Genomic DNA, 20,736 nt, shown 5'->3' with positions numbered 1-20,736 from the left:
GGGCTCCCGCTGCGGCGCTTGTGAAAAGGGCGGCATCGCGCGCCGCCCTCCGCTCGTCTGCTGTCAGGCGCCGCAACCGCTGCGGCGCCTCCGGTCCGGGATCAGCCCCAGCAGAGTTCGGTGCCCTTGGTGGTGTCGATCGACTCCACGCCGTCCACCGGCTTGTCGGTGATCAGCGCCACGCCGGTGTCGAAGAAGTCCTTGCCCTCGGTCGGCATGGGCTTCGTGCCATCCGCCGCGAACTTGGCGATGGCCTCGACGCCCAGCGACGCCATCTGCAGCGGATACTGCTGCGACGTCGCGCCGATCACGCCGTCCTTCACATCGGCCACGCCGGGGCAGCCGCCGTCCACCGACACGATCATCACGTCGCCCTCGCGGCCGATGGCCTTCAGCGCCTCGTAGGCGCCCGCCGCCGAGGGCTCGTTGATCGTGTAGACCAGGTTGATCTCCGGGTCCTTGGCCAGCAGCGCCTCCATCGCCTTCAGCCCGCCCTCCTCGTTGCCCGAGGTGACTTCGTTGCCGACGATGCGCTCGTCGGTCTCGTCGCCCCATTTGGCCACATCCACTGTGTCGATGCCGAAGCCGGTCAGGAAGCCCTGATCGCGCAGCACGTCCACCGAAGGCTGCGAGATCGACAGGTCGAGCATCGCGATCTTGGCATTGGCCGCCTCGTCGCCCATCGAGGCTTTCGCCCACTGGCCGATCAGCTCTCCCGCCTTGAAGTTGTCGGTGGCGAAGGTCGCATCCGCCGCGTCGATCGGGTCGAGCGGGGTGTCCAGCGCGATCACCAGAATGCCCGCGTCGCGCGCCTGCTGCACCGCATCGACGATCGCCTTGGTGTCCGAGGCGGTCAGAAGAATGCCCTTGGCGCCGTCGGCCACGCAGGCCTCGATGGCCGCGACCTGCGATTCATGGTCGCCGTCGATCTTGCCGGCATAGGTCTTCAGGTCGATGCCCAGCTCGGCGGCCTTGGCCGAGGCGCCTTCCTTCATCTTCACGAAGAAGGGGTTGGTGTCGGTCTTGGTGATCAGGCAGGCCGAGACGCTCTGCGCCATCGCCGGAGCCGCCATCATCGCAAGCGCGGCCGCCCCCATGAACAGGGTCGTTTTCATCTTGGTCACGTGAAGTCCTCCCAGGTGACGGGACGTTCGCCCGCCGTTTCGCACTCAAACTCCGCAAGCGTTCCTCCCGCTGCGATGCCGATACAGAAACTGATTCCCCGGCTTGCGTCAAGATAATTAAATCACTCTGATTTATTATTGACAGCCCGCCATGTCCTGCGCACTCTGCCTCACAGGAGCGCTGCCGGAGAGTCCCGCAGCGAAGGGAGGCGGTGGCCTGGCCGCGGCACAGCCGCGTCACCCGGCCCGGTGAAGGCGCGATGCTGATCGGTATTCCACCCATTCTGGGGCCGGACCTGTTGCGCAGCCTGCGCGCCATGGGGCACGGCGACGAGATCGCCCTCGTCGACGGCAACTACCCCGCCGAGGCCCATGCCCAGCGGTTGCTGCGCGCCGATGGCCACGGCATCCTCGCCCTCCTCGACGCCATCCTGCAGGTGCTGCCGCTCGATACCGCCTCACCCGCCGCCATCTTCCGCGCCGCGCTGAACAACGACCCGGCCCAGCGCGCCCCGATCCACGACCGGATCGAGGCCACCTGCCACAGCCGCCAGCCCGGCTTCGCCGTCACGCCGCTGTCGGGCGAGGCGCTCTACCCGCGCATCCGCGCCGCCCATAGCATCGTCGCCACCAGCGAACCCGCGCTCTTCGCCAACGTGATCCTGCGCAAGGGTGTTGTCCCGCCCCCCGAAGCGCATTAGCTGCCACAGTCCCGCCGATGGAGCCCAAGACCGTGCCGCAAGACCAGGAGACCGCCATGGACCGCCCGCCGCCCGAAGGCAGCGGCGTGCGCGGCTCGAACCAGAGCGGCATGCGGGCGCATAACGAAAAGCTCGTCCTGACCCTCTTGCGCCAGCACGGCGCCTTGGCGAAATCCGACATCGCCCGGATCACCGGGCTCTCGGCCCAGACCGTCTCCGTCATCATGCGCGCGCTCGAATCCGACGGGCTCCTGCAGCGCGGCGAGCCGATCCGCGGCCGCATCGGCCAGCCCTCGGTGCCGATGTCGCTGGCGGCGGAGGGCGCCTATTTCCTCGGGCTGAAGATCGGCCGCCGCTCGGTCGATCTGACCCTGATCGACTTCCTCGGGCAGGAGGTGACGGCCCGCCGCCGCACCTACCGCTACCCGACCCCCGACGCGGTGATGGGCTTCATGGCCGAGGCGCTGCCCGCCGTCCTCGCCGGCCTGCCCGCCAGCAAGCGCGCCCGGGTCGGCGGGCTCGGCGTCGCCATGCCCTTCCAGCTCTGGAGCTGGGTGCAATTCGTCGGCGCTCCGCAGGCCGAGATGGACGCCTGGCGCCACCGCGACATCCAGGCCGAACTGGCGGCGCTCTCCGGCATGCCGGTCTATGTCCAGAACGACGCCACCGCCGCCTGCGGCGCGGAACTCGTCTTCGGCACCGGCGACCGACCCAAGGATTTCCTCTACTTCTACTTCGCCTATTTCATCGGCGGCGGGCTGGTGCTGAACGGCCAGCTCTTCACCGGGCGCACCGGCAATGCGGCGGGCGTCGGCCCGATGCCCGTCCCCGGCCCCGACGGCCAGATGCGGCGCCTGCTCACCGTCGCCTCGATGTCCAGCCTCGCCGAGCGCATGAGGGAGGCAGGCGAGCCCTCCGACCACCTCTGGGAATCCCCCGACCACTGGCAGGTCAGCGAGCCCATCCTCTCCGACTGGCTCGACTCCGCCGCGGCCGGCCTCGCCAGCGCCACGCTCAGCGCCGCGGCGCTGGTGGAGATGGGCACCGTGATGATCGACGGCTGGATGCCGCAGCCCATCCGCGCCGAGATCGTCCGCCGCACCTCCGAGGCGCTGCACCGGCTGGACCTCGCCGGCATCGACCCGCCGCTGATCCGCGAGGGCACGATCGGCCCGCAGGCCCGCTCGCTGGGAGCCGCCGCGATCCCGCTGTCGCAGCGCTATCTCATCGACCAGAACGCGGCAGGCCGTGAGGGCTGAGCCCGCGAAGCCCCCGCAGCCGAAGTCAAAAAACGACATGCTCACGGAAATCCTATCCCGCTTGCCTTGACTTGCGGGGGCTGCATTGCCCAAAGTGCGCCACCTGCCACGCCAGGTCCCGTCGCGACCGCACACGGCCCCTCGGAACGAATGGAAATCTCCGCCGCATGTCCCTAGCCCTGATTGTTGCCTTGCCGTTTCTGGGTGCGTTCCTGCCCGGGCTGATGATCCGCTCCGGGCGCAACGCCTGTGCGCTCTCGGCAGGCGCGATGACCACTCTGGCGCTGGTGATGCTGGCCCTGCACGCCCCCGCCGTGCTGCGCGGCGAGGTGATCCACACCCGCATGGAATGGCTGCCCACGCTCGGGCTGAACGTGAATTTCTTCCTAGACGGGCTCGGCCTGCTCTTCGCCGGGATGATCCTCGGCATCGGCCTGCTCATCACCCTCTACGCCCGCTTCTACCTCGACCGGCGCGACCCGATGGGCCAGTTCTACAGCTATCTCATGCTGTTCCAGGGCGCGATGGTCGGCATCGTTCTGTCCGACAACATCCTGCTTCTGCTGGTGTTCTGGGAGCTGACCTCGCTCTCCTCCTTCCTTCTCATCGGCTACTGGAAGCACCTGCCCGAGGGCCGTCAGGGCGCGCGCATGGCGCTGACCGTCACCGGCATGGGCGGGCTCGCCATGATCGCCGGCATGCTGATCCTCGGCCAGATCGTCGGCAGCTACGACCTCAGCGTGATCCTGCAGAACAAGGACGCGATCCAGGCCTCCGACTGGTATCTGCCCGCGCTGATCCTGATCCTGCTCGGCGCCTTCACCAAATCGGCGCAGTTCCCGTTCCACTTCTGGCTGCCGCACGCCATGGCCGCCCCCACCCCGGTCTCGGCCTACCTGCACTCGGCCACCATGGTGAAGGCCGGGCTCTTCCTGATGGCCCGGCTCTGGCCGGTGCTGGCGGGCACGCCGGAATGGTTTTTCATCGTGGCGACGACCGGCCTCGTGACCATGGTGATCGCCGCCAAGATCGCGCTCTTCAAGGACGATCTGAAGGCGCTCCTCGCCTTCTCCACCGTGTCGCATCTGGGCCTCATCACCATGCTGCTGGGCTTCGGCACCAAGGCGGCAGCGACGGTCGCGGTGTTCCACATCATCAACCACGCCACTTTCAAGGCCGCGCTCTTCATGGTGGCGGGCATCGTCGACCACTCGACCCACACCCGCGACCTGAAGCTGCTGGGCGGGTTGCGCAAGGCCATGCCGATCACCTTCGCCATCAGCACCATCGCCGCGCTGTCGATGGCGGGCATCCCGCCGCTGAACGGCTTCCTCTCCAAGGAGATGATGCTGGAGGAAGCCTCGCATACCGTCTGGGCGGGCATCCCTTGGCTGCTGCCGGTCCTCGCCACCATCGGCGCGCTCTTCTCGGTCGCCTACAGCTTCCGCTTCCTCGGCCACACCTTCCTGGGCGAGCCGCGCGCCAAGCTCGACCACCCGCATGATCCCGGCCCCGGCCTCTGGGGCGCCCCGGCCTTCCTCACCCTGCTCGTGGTGCTGATCGGCCTCTTCCCGATGGCCACCGCCGCCTGGCTGGTCGATGCCGCCGCCACCGCCGTCACCGGCGAGGCCGTCGCGGTCAACATCTACCACTGGCACGGCTTCACGCCTGCGCTCTGGATGTCGGTCACGGCCATCCTCGGCGGTCTCGCCCTCGTCCTGCTGCATGGACCGCTGAACCGGCTCTGGCTCGCCACCCCGCGCCCCGAGGCCAAGCGCATCTTCGACGGCATCGTGGAGCCGATCGCCGCCCTGTCGCGCGGCTTCACCCGGGCGCTGCATGACGGCGCGCTCACCCGCTACCTCGCCATTGCCACCCTCGCCATCGTCGCCACCGGCGCCTTCGCCTTCTTCGGCGGCAGCCACAGCGTCGGCCAGCGCCCCGAAACCCCGGTGGAGATCGTGCCCTTCATCGGCTGGGTGCTGCTGATCACCGCCACCGCTGCCATCGTCAGCTTCCACCGCAACCGCCTCCTGGCGCTGGTGCTGGTGGGCATCATCGGGCTGATCGTCTCGGTGGGCTTTGCCTATCTCGCCGCCCCCGACCTCGCGCTGACCCAGATCTCGGTCGAGGTCGTGACCGTCATCCTGCTGCTCCTGGCGTTGAACTTCCTGCCCAAGACCACACCCTTCGAAAGCGGCCGCCTGCGCCGCACCCGCGACGGGGCGATCGCGGTCGCCGCCGGTCTCGGCTCCGCCGCGCTGATCTATGCGCTGATGCTGCGCGACTTCGCCTTCCCCAGCATCGCCGCCTACCACCTCGAGAACGCCAAGACCGAGGGCGGCGGCACCAACGTGGTGAACGTCATCCTGGTGGACTTCCGCGGCTACGACACCTTCGGCGAGATCACCGTGCTGGGCATCGCCGCCCTCGTGATCTTCGCCCTGACCGAAGCCATCCTGCGCGCCGGCCCGGCCAACGACCGGCTGCGCAACTGGGCGCAGGATCAGCGCGACGCGGGCGACCGCCATCCGCTGATGCTCGTCGTCGCCACCCGCATGGTGCTGCCGGTGGCGATCATGGTCGGCGTCTACATCTTCCTGCGCGGCCACAACCAGCCGGGCGGCGGCTTCATCGCCGGTCTCGTCGTCGCCATCGCGCTCGTCATGCAATACATGGCCTCGGGCTTCGCCTGGGCCGAGGCGCGGCAGCGCGTCGAATACCACGCGCTGATCGCCAGCGGCGTGCTGATCGCCGGGGCCGCCGGAGTCGGCGCCTGGTTCACCGGCACGCCCTTCCTCACCTCCGACTTCGGCTATGTCACCCTGCCGCCCCTCGCCCCGTTCGAACTGGCGACGGCGATGATCTTCGACACCGGCGTCTTCCTCACCGTGCTCGGCGCCGTCATGCTGGCGCTGGCCTCGATCTCGCGCATCGCGCTTCGTGCCGGAGAAAAAGTGAACACCGCCCCCTATGACACCGATCTTCCCGACGGGGAGGTCCGCTGATGGAGTTTCTGGTCGCCACCGCCGTCGGCACCCTGACCGCAGCCGGGGTCTATCTGATCCTGCGTCTGCGCACCTTCCCCGTCATCCTCGGGCTGGCGCTGCTCTCCTATGCGGTGAACGTCTTCATCTTCGCCAGCGGACGCCTCGCCATCGGCCTGCCGCCGGTGCTGTCCTACACCGCTCCCGGCTACACCGATCCCCTGACGCAGGCGCTGGTGCTGACCGCCATCGTCATCTCCTTCGGCATGACCGCCGTCATCGTGATGATGGCTCTGGGCGCCTTCCTCGAGACCGGCGACGACCGGATCGACATGGATGACGAGGGGGACAGCCGGTGAACCACTGGATCATTGCCCCCGTCGTCCTGCCCGCCCTGCTCGCCCCGCTGATCGTCCTGGGCATGCGGCACGACCTCGTGCTGCAGCGGGTCTTCGGCCTCGCCGGCACGGTGGCGCTGCTCGTGATCTCCGGCGGGCTGCTCTACACCGCTTCGGTCAACCCGCCCGAGGTCTATTTCCTCGGCAACTGGCCCGCCCCCTTCGGCATCGTGCTGGTGCTCGACCGGCTGGCGGCGATCATGCTGGCGCTCACCGCCTTCCTCGCGCTGATGGTGCAGCTCTACGCGGTCGGCACCGGCTGGGACGCGCGCGGCAAGCATTTCCACGCCCTGTTCCAGTTCCAGTTGATGGGCATCTGCGGCGCCTTCCTGACCGGGGACGCCTTCAACCTCTTCGTTTTCTTCGAAGTGCTGCTGATCGCCAGCTACGGGCTGATGATCCACGGCGGCGGGCGCGAGCGGATCCGTGCCGGGGTGCAATACGTGGCCTACAACCTCGTCGGCTCCACCCTCTTCCTCTTCGGCCTCGCGACGATCTACTCCGTCACCGGCACGCTGAACATGGCCGACCTCGCGGTGAGGGTCGCGGCTCTGCCCGAGGGCGATGCCGGGCTGATCCGCGTCGCCGGGGTGCTGCTCCTGATGGTCTTCGCCATCAAGGGCGCACTGGTGCCGCTGCATTTCTGGCTCCCCGCCACCTATGCCCATGCCCCCGGCCCGGTCGCCGCGCTCTTTGCGGTGATGACCAAGGTCGGCGCCTATGCCACGCTGCGGCTCTACGCATTGGTCTTCCCGCCCGACACGCCGGCCACCGGCGCGCTCTTCGGTGACCTGCTGCTGCCCGCTGCCCTGGTGACGCTGGTGATCGGCGCGCTCGGCGTGCTCGGCGCCGTCACCCTGCCGCGGCTCGTGGCCTTCGCCGTCATCGCCTCGATGGGCACGCTCTTCACCGCCCTCTCCGGCTTCTCGCCCGAGACGACGGCGGCGGCGCTCTACTACCTCATCCACTCCACCCTCGCGACCGGGGCGATGTTCCTCATCGCCGATCTGGTCACCGCCCGCCGCGGCGGCGACTCGCTCCGCATGCCCACCCCGCCCTTCGCCGGGCAGGGGCTCGCCGCCGCGCTGTTCTTCGCCGCGGCCATCGCGCTCGCGGGCATGCCGCCGCTCTCGGGCTTCCTCGGCAAGCTCCTGATCCTCGACGCGCTGCGCGACCGGATGATGCTGGTCTGGCCCGTCGTCCTCGTGACCTCGCTCATCATCATCGTCGGCTTCTCCCGCGCGGGCAGCCTCTTGTTCTGGAAATCCCACGCAAGCCCGTCCGAGGCCGAGCCTGCCGCCGCGCAGCCCCTCGCCCTCACCGCGATCTTCGCGCTGCTCGCCGGTCTGGTCGCGCTGACCGTCTTCGCCGGGCCGGTCACCGCCTACATGCAGGCCACCGCGATCGAGCTGCAGGACGGCGCCGCCTATATCACCGCCAACCGCCTGTCGGAGCTGCCGTGATGCGCCGCCTCTATCCCCACCCCTATCTCAGCGCCACGCTCTTCGTGGTCTGGCTGCTGCTGGTCAACGGCTACAGCCTCGGCAGCATGGTCTTCGCGGCGATCCTCGCCACGATCATCCCCTTCCTGACCTCGGTCTACTGGCCGAACCGCATGGTGGTGCGCAACCTGCCCGCCATCATCGGCTATATCCTCCTGGTGATCTGGGACATCATCGTGGCCAATATCGTCGTGGCCAAGATCGTGCTCTTCAAGCCCAACTCCGAGCTTCAGCCCGCCTGGATCGCCATCCCGATCGAGCTGCGCTCGCCCGAGGCGATCACGCTCCTCGCCGGCACCATCACCCTCACGCCGGGCACCGTCACCGCCGACATCTCGGCCTGCGGTCGCTCGCTTCTGGTCCACTGCCTGCACGCGCCCGATCCCGATGCGGTGCGTGACGACATCAAGACCCGCTACGAATCCCGTCTGAAGAGGATCTTCCAATGATCGACTTCGCGCTGATGTTCGCCTTCTCCTGCTTCGGGGTGGCGCTGCTGTTCAACCTCTGGCGCATCGTGCGCGCCCCGGGCGTGCCCGACCGGGTGCTGGCGCTCGACACCATGGTCATCAACATGATCGCGCTCCTCGTGCTCTACGGCATCCGCCAGGGCACCGGCGTCAACTTCGAGGCGGCGCTGCTCTTTGCCATGACCGGCTTCGTGTCCACCGTCGCCTACTGCAAGTTCATGCTGCGCGGCTACATCATCGAATGAGGCAGGCATGAGCATCCTTTCCGAAATCATCATCTCCGGTCTTCTGGTCGTCGCCGGGATCTTCGGCATCATCGGCAGCTTCGGCCTGCTGAAGCTGCCCGATCCGATGACGCGTCTGCATGCGCCGACCAAGGCCACCACCATCGGCATCGGCGGCGTGCTGATCGCCTCGATGCTCTATTTCGGGCTGGTGGCCGACCCCTTCTCCTGGCACGAGATCCTGATCTCGCTCTTCCTGTTCCTGACGGCGCCGATCACCGCGAATTTCATCGCCAAGGCGCATCTGCACCGCGAGGTGCCCCCCGCCGACCTGCCGCCCACCGGAACCGACCGGGGCTGGGCCACCTACGATCACGGCGTGAAAGAGCCGCTGACCGACCTGCGCTCCTAATCCGCCCGGGCAAGCGCCGCTGCGTTCCGCTTGCCCGCCCCGGCGCGCCATGCCACCCTCGCCGCGTTCCATCGGAGGCCGCCATGCAGATCGAGACAGCTTCAGCCCCCACCGGGGCCGAGGGGCAGCACCTGCCGCAACTGACCCATCGCCGCAATCCCGGCTTACCGCTCGATCTCGACTGGCTGGGCTCGGTGCAGGCCAACACCTCGGCCATCGAGCGTCGCGCCGCCACCATCCCGGGCCGCCGCTCGGTGAAGAAGGAGTTTCAGGCGGCATGGCTCTGCAAGGCCGTCTCGCTGATCGACCTCACCACCCTTTCGGGCGATGACACCGCGGGCCGCGTCCAGCGGCTCTGCGCCAAGGCCCGCCAGCCGGTGCGCCCCGACATTCTCGAGGCGCTGGGAATGCAGGGCCTGACCACAGGGGCCGTCTGCGTCTATCACGACATGGTCGAAACCGCCGTCCGCGCGCTCGAGGGCAGCCACATTCCCGTTGCCGCCGTCTCCACCGGCTTCCCGGCAGGCCTCTCGCCGCTGCATCTGCGGCTGGCCGAGATCGGCGAAAGCGTCAAGGCGGGCGCCGCCGAGATCGACATCGTGATCTCCCGCCGCCACGTCCTCACCGGCAACTGGCAGGCGCTCTACGACGAGATGCGCGCCATGCGCGAGGCCTGCGGCGAGGCGCATGTGAAGGCGATCCTCGCCACGGGCGAGCTCGGAACCCTGCGCAACGTCGCCCGCGCCAGCCTCGTCTGCATGATGGCCGGGGCCGATTTCATCAAGACCTCCACGGGCAAGGAGCCGGTGAACGCCACCCTGCCCGTCACCCTGACCATGGTCCGCGCCATCCGCGACTATGAGGACCGCACCGGCATCAAGGTCGGCTACAAGCCCGCGGGCGGCATCTCCAAGGCCAAGGACGCGCTGGTCTATCTCTCGCTGATGAAGGACGAGCTCGGCGCGCCCTGGCTGCAGCCCGATCTCTTCCGCTTCGGCGCCTCCTCGCTTCTGGGCGATATCGAGCGTCAGCTCGAACACCACGTCACCGGCGCCTATTCCGCCGCCAACCGCCATCCGATGGGGTAACGCCATGACCGTCCGCGACATCTTCAACGACATGAGCTACGGCCCCGCCCCCGAATCGGCCGCCGAGGCCCTGGCCTGGATCGCCAGCCACGAGGGCCGCTTCGGCCACTGGATCGACGGCGGCTTCACCACCCCCGGCACCACCTTCGCCACCGCCAACCCCGCCACCGGCAAGCCCCTGGCCGAGGTCACGCAGGCCAGTGCCGACGATGTGAACACCGCCGTCGCCGCCGCCCGCAAGGCGCAGCCCGGCTGGGCGAAGCTTCCCGCCCACGAGCGCGCGAAGCACCTCTACGCCCTCGCCCGGCTGACCCAGAAACACGCACGCCTTCTCGCCGTGCTCGAGACGCTCGACAACGGCAAGCCGATCCGCGAGAGCCGCGACATCGACCTGCCGCTCGTCACCCGCCATTTCTACTACCACGCCGGTCTCGCCCAGCTTCTCCCCGCCGAGCTGCCCGACATGGCCCCCCTCGGCGTCTGCGGCGCGGTGATCCCGTGGAACTTCCCGCTCCTGATGCTCGCCTGGAAGGTCGCCCCCGCCCTCGCCGCCGGCAACACCGTCGTCCTGAAGCCCGCCGAATACACCCCGCTCACCGCCCTCCTCTTCGCCCAGCTCACCCGCGAGGCCGGGTTGCCCAAGGGCGTGCTCAACATCGTCACCGGCGATGGCGAGGTCGGCGCGGCCCTCGTCACCCATGCCGACGTCAACAAGATCGCCTTCACCGGCTCCACCGCCGTCGGCCGCCGCATCCGCGAGGCCACAGCGGGCTCCGGCAAGGCCCTCACGCTCGAACTCGGCGGCAAATCCCCCTACATCGTCTTCGACGACGCCGACCTCGACTCGGCCGTCGAGGGCCTCGTCGATGCGATCTGGTTCAACCAGGGTCAGGTCTGCTGCGCCGGATCGCGGCTTCTGGTGCAGGAGGGCGTCGCAAGCCGCTTCCACGACAAGCTCAAGCGCCGGATGGACGGTCTGCGCATCGGCGACCCCTTGGACAAATGCATCGACATCGGCGCGATCGTCGATCCCGTCCAGCTTGCCCAGATCACCCGCCTCGTCGAGACCAACACCGAGGGCGAGACCTACCGCCCCGCCACCCCGCTCCCCGAGGGCTGCTTCTACCCGCCCACCCTCATCACCGGCCTCTCCGCCGCCTCCCCCCTGATGCAGGAGGAGATCTTCGGCCCGGTCCTCGTCTCCACCACCTTCCGTACCCCCGGCGAAGCCGTCGATCTGGCCAACAACACCCGCTACGGCCTCGCCGCCAGCGTCTGGACCGAGAACGTCAACCTCGCCCTCGACATCGCACCGAAGCTGAAGGCCGGCGTGGTCTGGATCAACGCCACCAACCTCTTCGACGCTGCCGCAGGCTTCGGCGGGGTCCGCGACTCCGGCTTCGGCCGCGAAGGCGGCTGGGAAGGCCTCATGGCCTACCTCCAGCCTGCCCGGGCCCCCAGGCCGCTGAAACCCGTCGCGGCCTTCCCCGAACCCCGCGCACCCGAGGTCTCCGGCCTCGACCGCACCGCCAAGCTCTACATCGGCGGCAAGCAGGCCCGCCCCGACGGCGGCTATTCGTTGCCGGTGTGGTCGCCCAAGGGCAAGCTCCTAGGCCATGTCGGCACCGGCAACCGCAAGGATATCCGCAACGCCGTCGAGGCCGCGCATGCCGCAAAGGGCTGGGCAAAAACCACCGCCCATGCCCGCGCGCAGATCCTCTACTACATCGCCGAGAACCTCTCGGCCCGCGCCGCCGAATTCGCCGCCCGGCTCAAGGATCTCACCGGCACCCCCGGCGAGGCCGAGGTGGAGGCCGCGATCCAGCGCCTCTTCACCTATGCCGCATGGGCCGACAAATACGACGGCGCGGCGAAATCCGTGCCGATCCGCGGCATGGCTCTGGCGCTGAACGAACCCTGCGGCGTCATCGGCGCGCTCTGCCCCGACGAGGCGCCGCTCCTGGGCCTCGTCTCGGTCATGGCCCCGGCCATCGCCATGGGCAACACCTGCGTGCTGGTGCCCTCGCAGCCCTTCCCGCTGGCCGCGACCGACTTCTATCAGGTGCTCGACACCTCCGACCTACCCGCAGGTGTGGTCAACATCGTCACCGGCAGCCCGGCGGAACTGGCGAAAGCCCTCGCCGGTCACATGGACGTCGATGCGGTCTGGAGCTTCTCCTCCACCGGCCTCTCCGGGCTGATCGAGGCCGAATCGGCGCTGAACCTCAAGCGGACCTGGGTGAACCTGAACCGTGCCCGCGACTGGTTCAGCCCCGAGGGCGAGGGCCGTGCCTTCCTGCGGCAGGCGACCGAGGTCAAGACGGTCTGGGTGCCCTACGGCGAATGACCCGCGCGGGGCGGGCGGGGGATGCCGCTCAGGCCCGTCCCGCCGTCGCGGACAGCGTCAGCGGGTCGATCCCCATGTGCCGCAGCACACCCGTCCACTTGGCATCGTCGTCGGTCGAGAACACCAGATCCTCGGGCGCGTCCGAGGTGAGCCAGTCGTTGCGCGACACCTCGGCCTCCAGCTGCCCCGGCCCCCAGCCGGAATAGCCCAGCGCGAGCAGCGCCGAGGTCGGCCCGTTGCCCTGCGCCAGCGCCTCGAGGATATCCACCGTCGCCGTCATCCCGAACTTGCCCGACACCATCATTGTCGCCCCCGAGGTGACATAATCCGGCGTGTGCAGCACGAATCCGCGCCCGCGCTCCACCGGGCCGCCCAGATGCACCCTTATGTCGCGGCCATTCTCGGCCTGCGTGATGTTCAGCTGGTCCAGCATCGCGGCAAAGCTCAGATCTGCCGAGGGCTTGTTCACCACAAGCCCCATCGCCCCCTCCGGAGAATGGGCGCAGACCAGAATGAGGCTGCGCTCGAACCGCGGGTCCCCCATGTTGGGCATGGCAATGAGAAGCGAGCCGGACAGATCCATCAAATTCCCCTTTCCCCTGACTATGTAACCACCCGCCCGCATCGCTCAAGAGGCAGAGCCGCAACAGGGCTGCGGCTTCGGCGCCCTGTCGCCGGAATGTGATTTTCCATGGCCGCAGGACTGCTTATGGTGCCCTGCATGATGCAAAGCCTCCTCTCCTCCCTGCTTGTCGCGCTTGCGCTGGCCCTTCCCGGGGTCGCTTCGGCGACGACTCAGGAGGAAATCCTGCGCGGCGAGATCCTCCCCGGCTGGCGCAGCGCCGATGGCACCCATATCGCCGCGGTGCAGCTGAAACTGGCCCCCGGCTGGAAGACCTACTGGCGCAGCCCCGGAGATGCCGGCATCCCGCCGATGTTCGACTGGTCCGGGTCGGAGAATGTGCAGTCCGTCCGTTTCCACTGGCCGCGCCCGCTCGTCTTCGACCTGAACGGCATGCAGACCATCGGCTACAAGGGCGAACTGGTGCTGCCACTCGAGGTCACGGCCATCGACGCCTCGCGCCCGATCCGGCTGCGCGCCGCCGTCGATCTCGGCGTCTGCCGCGACATTTGCGTGCCCGCCGCGCTGACGCTCGACGCGGCCCTGCCGCAGACCGGCAGTGCCGATGCGGCCATCAAGGCCGCCCTCGGCCAGCGCCCCGAAACCGGGCGCGAGGCCGGACTTGCCGGCATCGCCTGTCAGGTGGAGCCGATCCGCGACGGGCTGCGCCTGACCACCGCCATCGACATGCCCGCCATCGGTCCCGACGAGGTCGTGGTGCTCGAAGCCGGGCAGAGCGCGATCTGGGTCTCTGATTCGGTCAGCGCCCGGCAGGGCAACCGCCTGACCGCCACCACCGATCTCGTCGCCTCCTCCGGCACGCCCTTCGCGCTCGACCGCTCGCAGCTCACCGTCACCGTGCTCGGCCCCGACCGCGCGGTGGAGATCAGGGGCTGCCCGGCGCCCTGACGACAGAGGTTAAGAAACCCCTGACGCCGCGAGTGAACCCGCGAAAAATCAACGACTTGCCGGGATTTTCACGCGTGAAAACCCGTCACTTCCGCCGCAGATGCTCATCCAGCCGTGGCATGATCTCGACGAAGTTGCAGGGCCGGTGCCGGTAATCCAGCTGCCAGACCAGGATCTCGTCCCAGGCATCCCGGCAGGCCCCCGGACTGCCCGGCAGGGCGAACAGATAGGTCCCCATCGCCACCCCGCCCGTCGCCCGGCTCTGCACCGCCGAGGTGCCGATCTTCTGCATCGAGACGATGGTGAAGACCGTGCCGAAGGCCTCGATCTCCTTCTCATAGACATCCCGATGCGCCTCCACGGTCACATCCCGCCCGGTCAGCCCGGTGCCCCCGGTCGACAGGATCACATCCACCCCCGGATCGGCGCACCAGGCCCGTAGTTTCGCGGCAATCTCGCCCCGATCATCCTGCACGATCTCCCGCGCCGCCAAGAGATGCCCCGCCCCCGTCAGCCGCTCCACCAGCGTGTCGCCAGACCGGTCCTCGGCCAGCGTCCGCGTATCCGAAACGGTCAGCACCGCGATCCTGACCGGCACGAACTCCTTGGTCTCGTCGATCTTCCCCATCCCTCACCCTCTCTGCATCAGCGCCAGCCGCGCCGCCAGCCCGACGAAGATCGCCGCCGAAGCCCGCCCCAGCCAACGCCCGAACCCCGGCGAGCCGACCAGCCGCCGCCCGATCCCGCCAGCGAACACCCCGACGAGCCCGTTCACCACCAGCCCGCCGACCGACAGGATCAGCCCAAAGACCAGGAACTGCGGCAGGACCGGGCGGGCGGGGTCGACGAACTGCGGCACGAAGGCCAGCACGAAGAGGATCACCTTCGGATTGGTCAGGTTCACCACCAGCCCCTCGCGGAACGCCCGCGCCGGTCTCACCTCGGGCAACTCCACCCCCGGCCCCGCCCGCAGCGTCGCCCAAGCCAGCCACAGAAGATACAGGACCCCGACCCAGCGGATCGCCTCGAACAGCCAGGGCGCCGCCGCCACCGCAGCGCCGAGCCCCAGCCCCGCCAGCGTGACATGGACCATCCCGCCCGCCGCGATCCCGGCATCCGCGGCCAGCGCCGCGCGCGGCCCGGCCTTCAGCCCCTGCCCGAGGCAGAACATCATGTCTGCCCCCGGTGTCAGGTTCAGCGCCAGCGCCGCGGGCACGAAGGCCAGAAGCACCACCGGATCGACGATCACGTGAGCCGCGCCTTCAGCGACAGCAGGTCGGCCCAGGCGTCGCGCTTGTTCTCGGGGTTGCGCAAGAGGTAGGCCGGGTGGCACATCGGCAGCACCGGCCGCCCCCAGGCCTCGCCCCAGCGCCCGCGCATCCTCGTGATGCCGCCGCGCCCCAGCACCGCCTGCGCCGCGGCATTGCCCATCACCACCAGCACCTCCGGGTCCACCAGCGTCACATGCCGCTCGAGGAAAGGCCGCATCATGCCGATCTCTTCCGGCAGGGGGTCGCGGTTCTGCGGCGGGCGCCAGGGCATGACATTGGTGATATAGACCGCCTGCGCCGGATCCGGGCTTTCGCGTCCCAGACCGATCGCCGCCAGCATCCGGTCGAGAAGCTGCCCCGCGCGACCGACGAAGGGCCGCCCCTCGGTATCCTCGTCCCGCCCCGGCGCCTCGCCGATCACCATGACCCGCGCCGCCGGATGGCCGTCGGAGAACACCGTGTTCCGCGCCCCCCGCTTCAGCTCGCAATGCTCGTAGGCGGTCATCGCCGCCCGCAGCGCCTCGAGATCCTCCGCCGCCTCGGCCAGCGCCCGCGCCTCGGCCACCGGGTCGGGCGCCGCCATCGGCAGCACCTCTGCCGTCACCCGCGCCGCGGGGGCCGCCGCCGCGCGCACCGGCTCGGCCAGGTCGTAGCGGTTCAGCGGCGCGTCGAGCAGCGCCTCGGTCACGCCGAGATCGACCTGCCACAGCAGCATCGCCGCCGCCGTGTCGTGATCCAGCCTGTCGATATCGAGCCTGTCCATCGGTCCCCGCAGGCGCCCGAGTCGGCGCAGCCCGACCCTAAGGCTCCCCCGCAGGGCGGGCAACCGCCTTGCCCCGCGCGGCGGCGCTTCCTATAAGCCTCCCGAGCCTCGACGGAGATGCCCATGACCTTCCGCGCCCGCCACCTACTCGGCATCGAGCATCTGGCCCCCGACGAGATAAGACGCGTTCTCGACCTCGCCGACAGCTATGTCGACGTGAACCGCCGCACGATGAAACAGTCGGATGCGCTGGCGGGGATGACGCAGATCAACATGTTCTTCGAAGCCTCCACCCGCACCCAGGCCAGTTTCGAACTGGCGGGCAAGCGGCTCGGGGCCGATGTGATGAACATGTCGGTGGCCCAGTCCTCGGTGAAGAAGGGCGAGACCCTGATCGACACCGCGATGACGCTGAACGCCATGCAGCCCGATCTCCTCGTGGTGCGGCACCCCTCCTCGGGTGCGGTCAACCTTCTGGCCGAGAAGGTGAACTGCGCCGTGCTGAACGCGGGCGACGGGCGGCACGAGCATCCGACGCAGGCGCTTCTCGATGCGCTGACCATCCGCCGCGCCAAGGGCCGCATCCAGCGGCTGACCGTGGCGATCTGCGGCGATATCGCCCATTCCCGCGTCGCCCGCTCCAACCTCATCCTGCTCGGCAAGATGGAGAACCGCGTGCGGCTGATCGGCCCGCCGACGCTGATGCCGACCGGCGTCGCCGACTTCGGCTGCGAGGTCTATGACGACATGCGCGAGGGGCTGGAAGGAGCCGATGTGGTGATGATGCTGCGGCTCCAGAAGGAACGGATGGACGGCGCCTTCATCCCCTCCGAGCGCGAATACTACCACCGCTACGGGCTCGACGCGGAGAAGCTGGCCTATGCCAAGCCCGACGCCATCGTCATGCACCCCGGCCCGATGAACCGCGGGGTCGAGATCGACGGCACGCTGGCCGACGACATCAACCGCTCGGTCATCCAGGAACAGGTGGAGATGGGCGTCGCCGTCCGCATGGCCTGCATGGACCTTCTGGCGCGGAACCTGCGCGCCGAACGCGGCCGGGCGGCGGTGGGAGTGATGGCATGACCCTCTACCTGCAGAATGCCCGCATCATCGACCCCGAGGCCGGGACCGAGACCGTCGGCAACGTCATCCTCGACGGCGGGGTGATCGCCGCCATCGGGCAGGCCTCGGCGCCCGCCGGTGCCGAGGTGATCGACTGCGACGGCAAATGCCTCGCCCCCGGGATCGTCGATATCGGCGTGAAGGTCTGCGAGCCGGGCGAGCGCCACAAGGAGTCGTTCCGCTCGGCCGGTCTTGCCGCGGCGGCGGGCGGCGTCACCACCATGGTCACGCGGCCCGACACCACGCCCGCGATCGACACGCCCGAACTGCTGGAATTCGTCACCCGCCGCGCCGCCGAGGTCTCGCCGGTCCGCATCCGCCACATGGCCGCCCTCACGAAGGGCCGCGAGGGGCGCGAGATGGTCGAGGTCGGCTTCATGCTCGACGCGGGCGCCGTCGCCTTCACCGACTGCGACAATGTCGTGACCTCCACGAAGGTCGCCTCGCGCTGCTTCACCTATGCCCGCAGCCTCGGCGCGCTGGTGATCGGCCATCCGCAGGACCCGGGGCTTTCGGCGGGGGCCGCCGTCACCAACGGCAAGTTCGCCTCGCTGCGCGGCCTGCCCGGCGTGCACCCGATGGCCGAGCGCATGGGCTTCGACCGCGACATGGCGCTCGTCGAGATGACCGGCGTGCGCTACCACGCCGACCAGATCACCTCCGCCCGCACCCTGCCTGCACTGGAGCGTGCCAAGCGCAACGGGCTCGACGTGACGGCGGGGGTCAGCATCCACCACCTGACGCTGAACGAGCTGGACGTCGGCGACTACCGCACCTTCTTCAAGGTGACGCCGCCGCTGCGCTCCGAGGATGACCGGCTGGCGATGGTCGAGGCGGTGGCCTCGGGGCTGATCGACATCATCAGCTCGATGCACACGCCGCAGGACGAAGAAAGCAAGCGCCTGCCCTTCGAGGAAGCTGCAAGCGGAGCCGTGGCGCTGGAGACCTTCCTGCCGGCGGCGATGCGGCTCTACCACGCTGGCGCGATGGACCTGCCGACGCTGTTCCGCGCCATGTCGCTGAACCCGGCGAAGCGGCTCGGCCTGCCGCAGGGCCGCATGGCCGAGGGCGCGCCCGCCGATCTGGTGCTCTTCGACCCCGACGCGCCCTTCCTGCTCGACCGTTTCACGCTGCGGTCAAAATCGAAGAATACACCTTTCGACGGGCAGCGGATGGAGGGCCGGGTTCTGGCCACCTTCGTCGGCGGCCAGCAGGTTTTCAGGGCGGGAGAGTAACGATGCCGGTGATCGAAAGCGGCGCGCTGGCGCTGATCCTCGTGGCCGCGCTGAGCTATCTGCTCGGCTCGATCCCCTTCGGCATCGTCATCACCCGCGCGCTGGGTCTGGGCGACCTGCGCAGCATCGGCTCGGGCAACATCGGTGCCACCAACGTGCTGCGCACCGGCAACAAGGGCGCGGCGGCGGCGACGCTGATCCTCGACGCGGCCAAGGGCGGCATCGCCGTCCTGATCGCGCGCTACACCGTGGGCGAGGATGCGGCGCAGCTGGCGGCGCTGGCCTCGTTCCTCGGGCATCTGTTCCCGGTCTGGCTGGGGTTCAACGGCGGCAAGGGGGTGGCGACCTTTCTCGGCACGCTCCTCGCCCTCGCCTGGCCCGTGGGCCTCGCCTGCTGCGCCACCTGGGCGCTGACGGCGGCGGTCAGCCGGATCTCGTCGCTCTCGGCCCTCGTCGCTTCGGCCAGCGCGGCGCTCTGGGTGGTCGTGTTCGGCGAAGGCCGGATGGTGGCGCTCTGCCTCATCCTCGCCGCGCTGATCTTCTACCGCCACGCGGCCAATATCGCGCGTCTGCGCTCCGGCACCGAACCGAAGATCGGCGCCGGCAAGAAGGCGGTCTGACTCAGGCCGCGCCTTTCTCCAGCGCCTCGGCCATGCGCTTGGTGTTCTCGTAGATCCCGATCTGCAGGAAGACCGCGCCGCCGAAGACCACGGTGGCAATGAACCCGCCGATCAGGACGACGAGCGCCGAGAGCCCCGGGAAGGGCCCCCGCGCATCGTTCAGCGCGACCAGCGCGCCGGCCACGGTGCCGATCATCATCAGGAAGACGATCAGCATCACGAGGCTGCTCAGGGAAGAAATCAGGAAATCACGCAACTTGCTACTCCACAGTGAGGGAGCGCCAGCTTGGCAGGAAATCGGGCCGCGGCTCCGCGACCCGATGTCACAAGCTCAATAGCTCATCTCGCCGTAGATCCGGGTCAGATCGCCCTGCCGCGCGCCCGCGTAGCGCGCCAGCAGATCGTCGGCGAGCACCCGGCCGGAGGCCGCACTTTCGGCCAGCACGTCGAGGAAGCCCTCCTCACCGTGACCGCGCGCCTTCAGCCCGGCCTGCGCGATGGCCACCACCTCGCGCGCGAGGTCCAGCATCTTCACCCCGCCCGCCTCGGCCTGCAGCCCGTCGACCGAGGCCGCGACGCGCAGCGCCTCGCGGGTTTCGGCGGTCCAGCCCTTGGCCAGATCCCAGGCCGCGTCCAGCGCCGACTGGTCGTACATCAGCCCGACCCAGAGCGCCGGCAGCGCGTTCAGCCGGTCCTTCGGCCCGGCGTCGGCGCCGCGCATCTCGATGTATTTCTTCACCCGCGCCTCGGGGAAGACCGTGGTCATGTGGTCGGCCCAGTCCGACAGCGTCGGCTTCTCGCCCGGCAGCGCCGGCAGCTCGCCCCTGAGGAAGTCGCGGAACGACTGGCCCAGCGCGTCGATGTAATGCCCGTCGCGGTAGACGAAATACATCGGCACATCGAGAACCCAGTCGACATAGCGCTGGAAGCCCATGCCCTCCTCGAAGGCGAAGGGCAGCATCCCGGTGCGCGAGGCATCCAGATCGCGCCAGATCCGCGAGCGCCACGACTTGTGGCCGTTCGGCTTGCCCTCGAAGAAGGGCGAGGAGGCCAAGAGCGCCGTCGCCACCGGCTGCAGCGCCAGAGCCACACGCAGCTTCTGCACCATGTCGGCTTCCGACGCATAGTCGAGGTTCACCTGCACGGTGCAGGTGCGATACATCATCTGGGTGCCATGCGTGCCGACGCGGCCCATGTAATCGGTCATCAGCCGGTAGCGGCCTTTCGGCATCACCGGCATCTGGTCATGCGTCCAGATCGGCGCGGCGCCGACGCCCATGAAGCGCGCGCCGATCCGCCCGGCGACATCGGCCACCTCGCGCAGATGGGTGTCGAGCTCCGCCGCCGTGTCGTGGATCGTCTCGACCGCCGCGCCCGACAGCTCGAACTGCCCGCCCGGCTCCAGCGAGACATTGGCCCCGTCGCGGGTCAGGCCGATGATCTTTCCCTGCTCCTCGACCGGGGTCCAGCCGTAGCCGTCGCGCAGGCCCTCCAGCATGGCGCGGATGCTGCAGGCGCCCTCGTAGGGCAGAGGCAGCAGGTCGGCGGTGTAACCGAACTTCTCGTGCTCGGTGCCGATGCGCCAATCGGCCTTCGGCTTGGCGCCGGAGGCCATGTATTCGGCGAGTTGATCCGGGGATTCGATCGGGCCGCCGCCTGACTGGGGAATGGACATGAGC

21 protein-coding genes are annotated in these 20,736 nt (G+C 69.0%); 14 read left to right on the top strand and 7 right to left on the bottom strand.

Features of this window, described 5'->3' with window-relative positions; all coding sequences use genetic code 11:
• Positions 1-101: 101 nt before the first annotated feature.
• Positions 102-1,115: a sugar ABC transporter substrate-binding protein gene (locus AC3A5Z_RS00580; RefSeq protein WP_444668554.1), complete on the bottom strand. Its 1,014-nt coding sequence runs from the start codon at positions 1,113-1,115 to the stop codon at positions 102-104.
• A gap of 221 nt (positions 1,116-1,336) precedes the next feature.
• On the opposite strand from AC3A5Z_RS00580, the gene AC3A5Z_RS00575 reads away from it, so the two are divergent.
• From AC3A5Z_RS00575 to AC3A5Z_RS00530, 10 genes are all read left to right on the top strand, one after another.
• Positions 1,337-1,825 (top strand): RbsD/FucU family protein, encoded by a 489-nt coding sequence (locus AC3A5Z_RS00575; protein ID WP_487517482.1) that lies wholly within the window; start codon positions 1,337-1,339, stop codon positions 1,823-1,825.
• 32 nt (positions 1,826-1,857) lie between these two features.
• On the top strand, positions 1,858-3,084 hold the full coding sequence (locus AC3A5Z_RS00570; RefSeq protein ID WP_487517481.1) for an ROK family transcriptional regulator: 1,227 nt from the start codon (positions 1,858-1,860) through the stop codon (positions 3,082-3,084).
• 167 nt (positions 3,085-3,251) lie between these two features.
• Positions 3,252-6,092 (top strand): monovalent cation/H+ antiporter subunit A, encoded by a 2,841-nt coding sequence (locus AC3A5Z_RS00565; protein WP_487517480.1) that lies wholly within the window; start codon positions 3,252-3,254, stop codon positions 6,090-6,092.
• Positions 6,092-6,430, top strand: coding sequence for a Na+/H+ antiporter subunit C (locus AC3A5Z_RS00560; RefSeq protein ID WP_487517479.1), 339 nt, complete (start codon positions 6,092-6,094; stop codon positions 6,428-6,430). Before AC3A5Z_RS00565 ends, AC3A5Z_RS00560 begins: the two co-directional genes overlap by 1 nt.
• Complete coding sequence (locus AC3A5Z_RS00555; protein ID WP_487517478.1) at positions 6,427-7,932, top strand: monovalent cation/H+ antiporter subunit D; 1,506 nt, start codon at positions 6,427-6,429, stop codon at positions 7,930-7,932. Before AC3A5Z_RS00560 ends, AC3A5Z_RS00555 begins: the two co-directional genes overlap by 4 nt.
• Positions 7,929-8,420 carry a Na+/H+ antiporter subunit E gene (locus AC3A5Z_RS00550; RefSeq protein ID WP_487517477.1) on the top strand — a complete coding sequence of 164 codons (492 nt, stop codon included), beginning with the start codon at positions 7,929-7,931 and terminating at the stop codon, positions 8,418-8,420. The genes AC3A5Z_RS00555 and AC3A5Z_RS00550 overlap by 4 nt, the downstream gene beginning before the upstream one ends.
• Positions 8,417-8,686, top strand: coding sequence for a K+/H+ antiporter subunit F (locus AC3A5Z_RS00545; RefSeq protein WP_487517476.1), 270 nt, complete (start codon positions 8,417-8,419; stop codon positions 8,684-8,686). Before AC3A5Z_RS00550 ends, AC3A5Z_RS00545 begins: the two co-directional genes overlap by 4 nt.
• Positions 8,687-8,693: 7 nt before the next feature.
• On the top strand, positions 8,694-9,077 hold the full coding sequence (locus AC3A5Z_RS00540) for a Na+/H+ antiporter subunit G (protein ID WP_487517475.1): 384 nt from the start codon (positions 8,694-8,696) through the stop codon (positions 9,075-9,077).
• Between the two features lie 83 nt (positions 9,078-9,160).
• Complete coding sequence (gene deoC / locus AC3A5Z_RS00535; RefSeq protein ID WP_487517474.1) at positions 9,161-10,165, top strand: deoxyribose-phosphate aldolase; 1,005 nt, start codon at positions 9,161-9,163, stop codon at positions 10,163-10,165.
• Between the two features lie 4 nt (positions 10,166-10,169).
• Positions 10,170-12,512, top strand: a complete 2,343-nt coding sequence (locus tag AC3A5Z_RS00530; RefSeq protein WP_487517473.1) for an aldehyde dehydrogenase family protein — start codon at positions 10,170-10,172, stop codon at positions 12,510-12,512.
• 28 nt (positions 12,513-12,540) lie between these two features.
• Here AC3A5Z_RS00530 and AC3A5Z_RS00525 read toward each other — a convergent pair whose 3' ends face one another.
• Positions 12,541-13,095, bottom strand: a complete 555-nt coding sequence (locus AC3A5Z_RS00525) for a YqgE/AlgH family protein (protein WP_487517472.1) — start codon at positions 13,093-13,095, stop codon at positions 12,541-12,543.
• A gap of 138 nt (positions 13,096-13,233) precedes the next feature.
• Here AC3A5Z_RS00525 and AC3A5Z_RS00520 point away from each other — a divergent pair, with 138 nt between their 5' ends.
• The gene (locus AC3A5Z_RS00520) at positions 13,234-14,043 is read left to right on the top strand and encodes a protein-disulfide reductase DsbD domain-containing protein (protein ID WP_487517471.1); all 810 of its coding nucleotides are present in this window, start codon (positions 13,234-13,236) and stop codon (positions 14,041-14,043) included.
• 85 nt (positions 14,044-14,128) lie between these two features.
• Here AC3A5Z_RS00520 and moaB read toward each other — a convergent pair whose 3' ends face one another.
• From moaB to AC3A5Z_RS00505, 3 genes are read right to left on the bottom strand one after another with little or no spacing between them, the layout of a single operon-like run.
• On the bottom strand, positions 14,129-14,671 hold the full coding sequence (moaB, locus tag AC3A5Z_RS00515) for a molybdenum cofactor biosynthesis protein B (RefSeq protein ID WP_487517470.1): 543 nt from the start codon (positions 14,669-14,671) through the stop codon (positions 14,129-14,131).
• A 3-nt stretch (positions 14,672-14,674) separates the two neighbouring features.
• A complete protein-coding gene (locus AC3A5Z_RS00510) occupies positions 14,675-15,289 on the bottom strand; it encodes a LysE family translocator (protein WP_487518603.1) in 615 nt (204 codons plus the stop codon).
• Positions 15,289-16,062: a uracil-DNA glycosylase gene (locus AC3A5Z_RS00505; RefSeq protein ID WP_487518602.1), complete on the bottom strand. Its 774-nt coding sequence runs from the start codon at positions 16,060-16,062 to the stop codon at positions 15,289-15,291. The genes AC3A5Z_RS00510 and AC3A5Z_RS00505 overlap by 1 nt, the downstream gene beginning before the upstream one ends.
• Positions 16,063-16,200: 138 nt before the next feature.
• Here AC3A5Z_RS00505 and AC3A5Z_RS00500 point away from each other — a divergent pair, with 138 nt between their 5' ends.
• From AC3A5Z_RS00500 to plsY, 3 genes are read left to right on the top strand one after another with little or no spacing between them, the layout of a single operon-like run.
• Positions 16,201-17,163: an aspartate carbamoyltransferase catalytic subunit gene (locus AC3A5Z_RS00500; RefSeq protein ID WP_107663871.1), complete on the top strand. Its 963-nt coding sequence runs from the start codon at positions 16,201-16,203 to the stop codon at positions 17,161-17,163.
• Positions 17,160-18,437 (top strand): dihydroorotase, encoded by a 1,278-nt coding sequence (gene pyrC, locus AC3A5Z_RS00495; RefSeq protein ID WP_487517469.1) that lies wholly within the window; start codon positions 17,160-17,162, stop codon positions 18,435-18,437. The genes AC3A5Z_RS00500 and pyrC overlap by 4 nt, the downstream gene beginning before the upstream one ends.
• A gap of 2 nt (positions 18,438-18,439) precedes the next feature.
• Positions 18,440-19,057 (top strand): glycerol-3-phosphate 1-O-acyltransferase PlsY, encoded by a 618-nt coding sequence (gene plsY / locus AC3A5Z_RS00490; RefSeq protein ID WP_487517468.1) that lies wholly within the window; start codon positions 18,440-18,442, stop codon positions 19,055-19,057.
• A gap of 1 nt (position 19,058) precedes the next feature.
• On the opposite strand, the gene AC3A5Z_RS00485 is transcribed toward plsY, so the two are convergent.
• A complete protein-coding gene (locus tag AC3A5Z_RS00485; RefSeq protein WP_487517467.1) occupies positions 19,059-19,313 on the bottom strand; it encodes a hypothetical protein in 255 nt (84 codons plus the stop codon).
• A gap of 75 nt (positions 19,314-19,388) precedes the next feature.
• On the bottom strand, positions 19,389-20,732 hold the full coding sequence (locus AC3A5Z_RS00480; protein WP_487517466.1) for a glutamate--cysteine ligase: 1,344 nt from the start codon (positions 20,730-20,732) through the stop codon (positions 19,389-19,391).
• Between the last annotated feature and the right edge of the window lie 4 nt (positions 20,733-20,736).

The sequence above is a fragment of the Cereibacter sp. Soil_C_27 genome (assembly GCF_057657095.1).
Note: the sequence above shows the minus strand (reverse complement) of the source record. Positions and strands in the feature narration are given on the sequence as shown.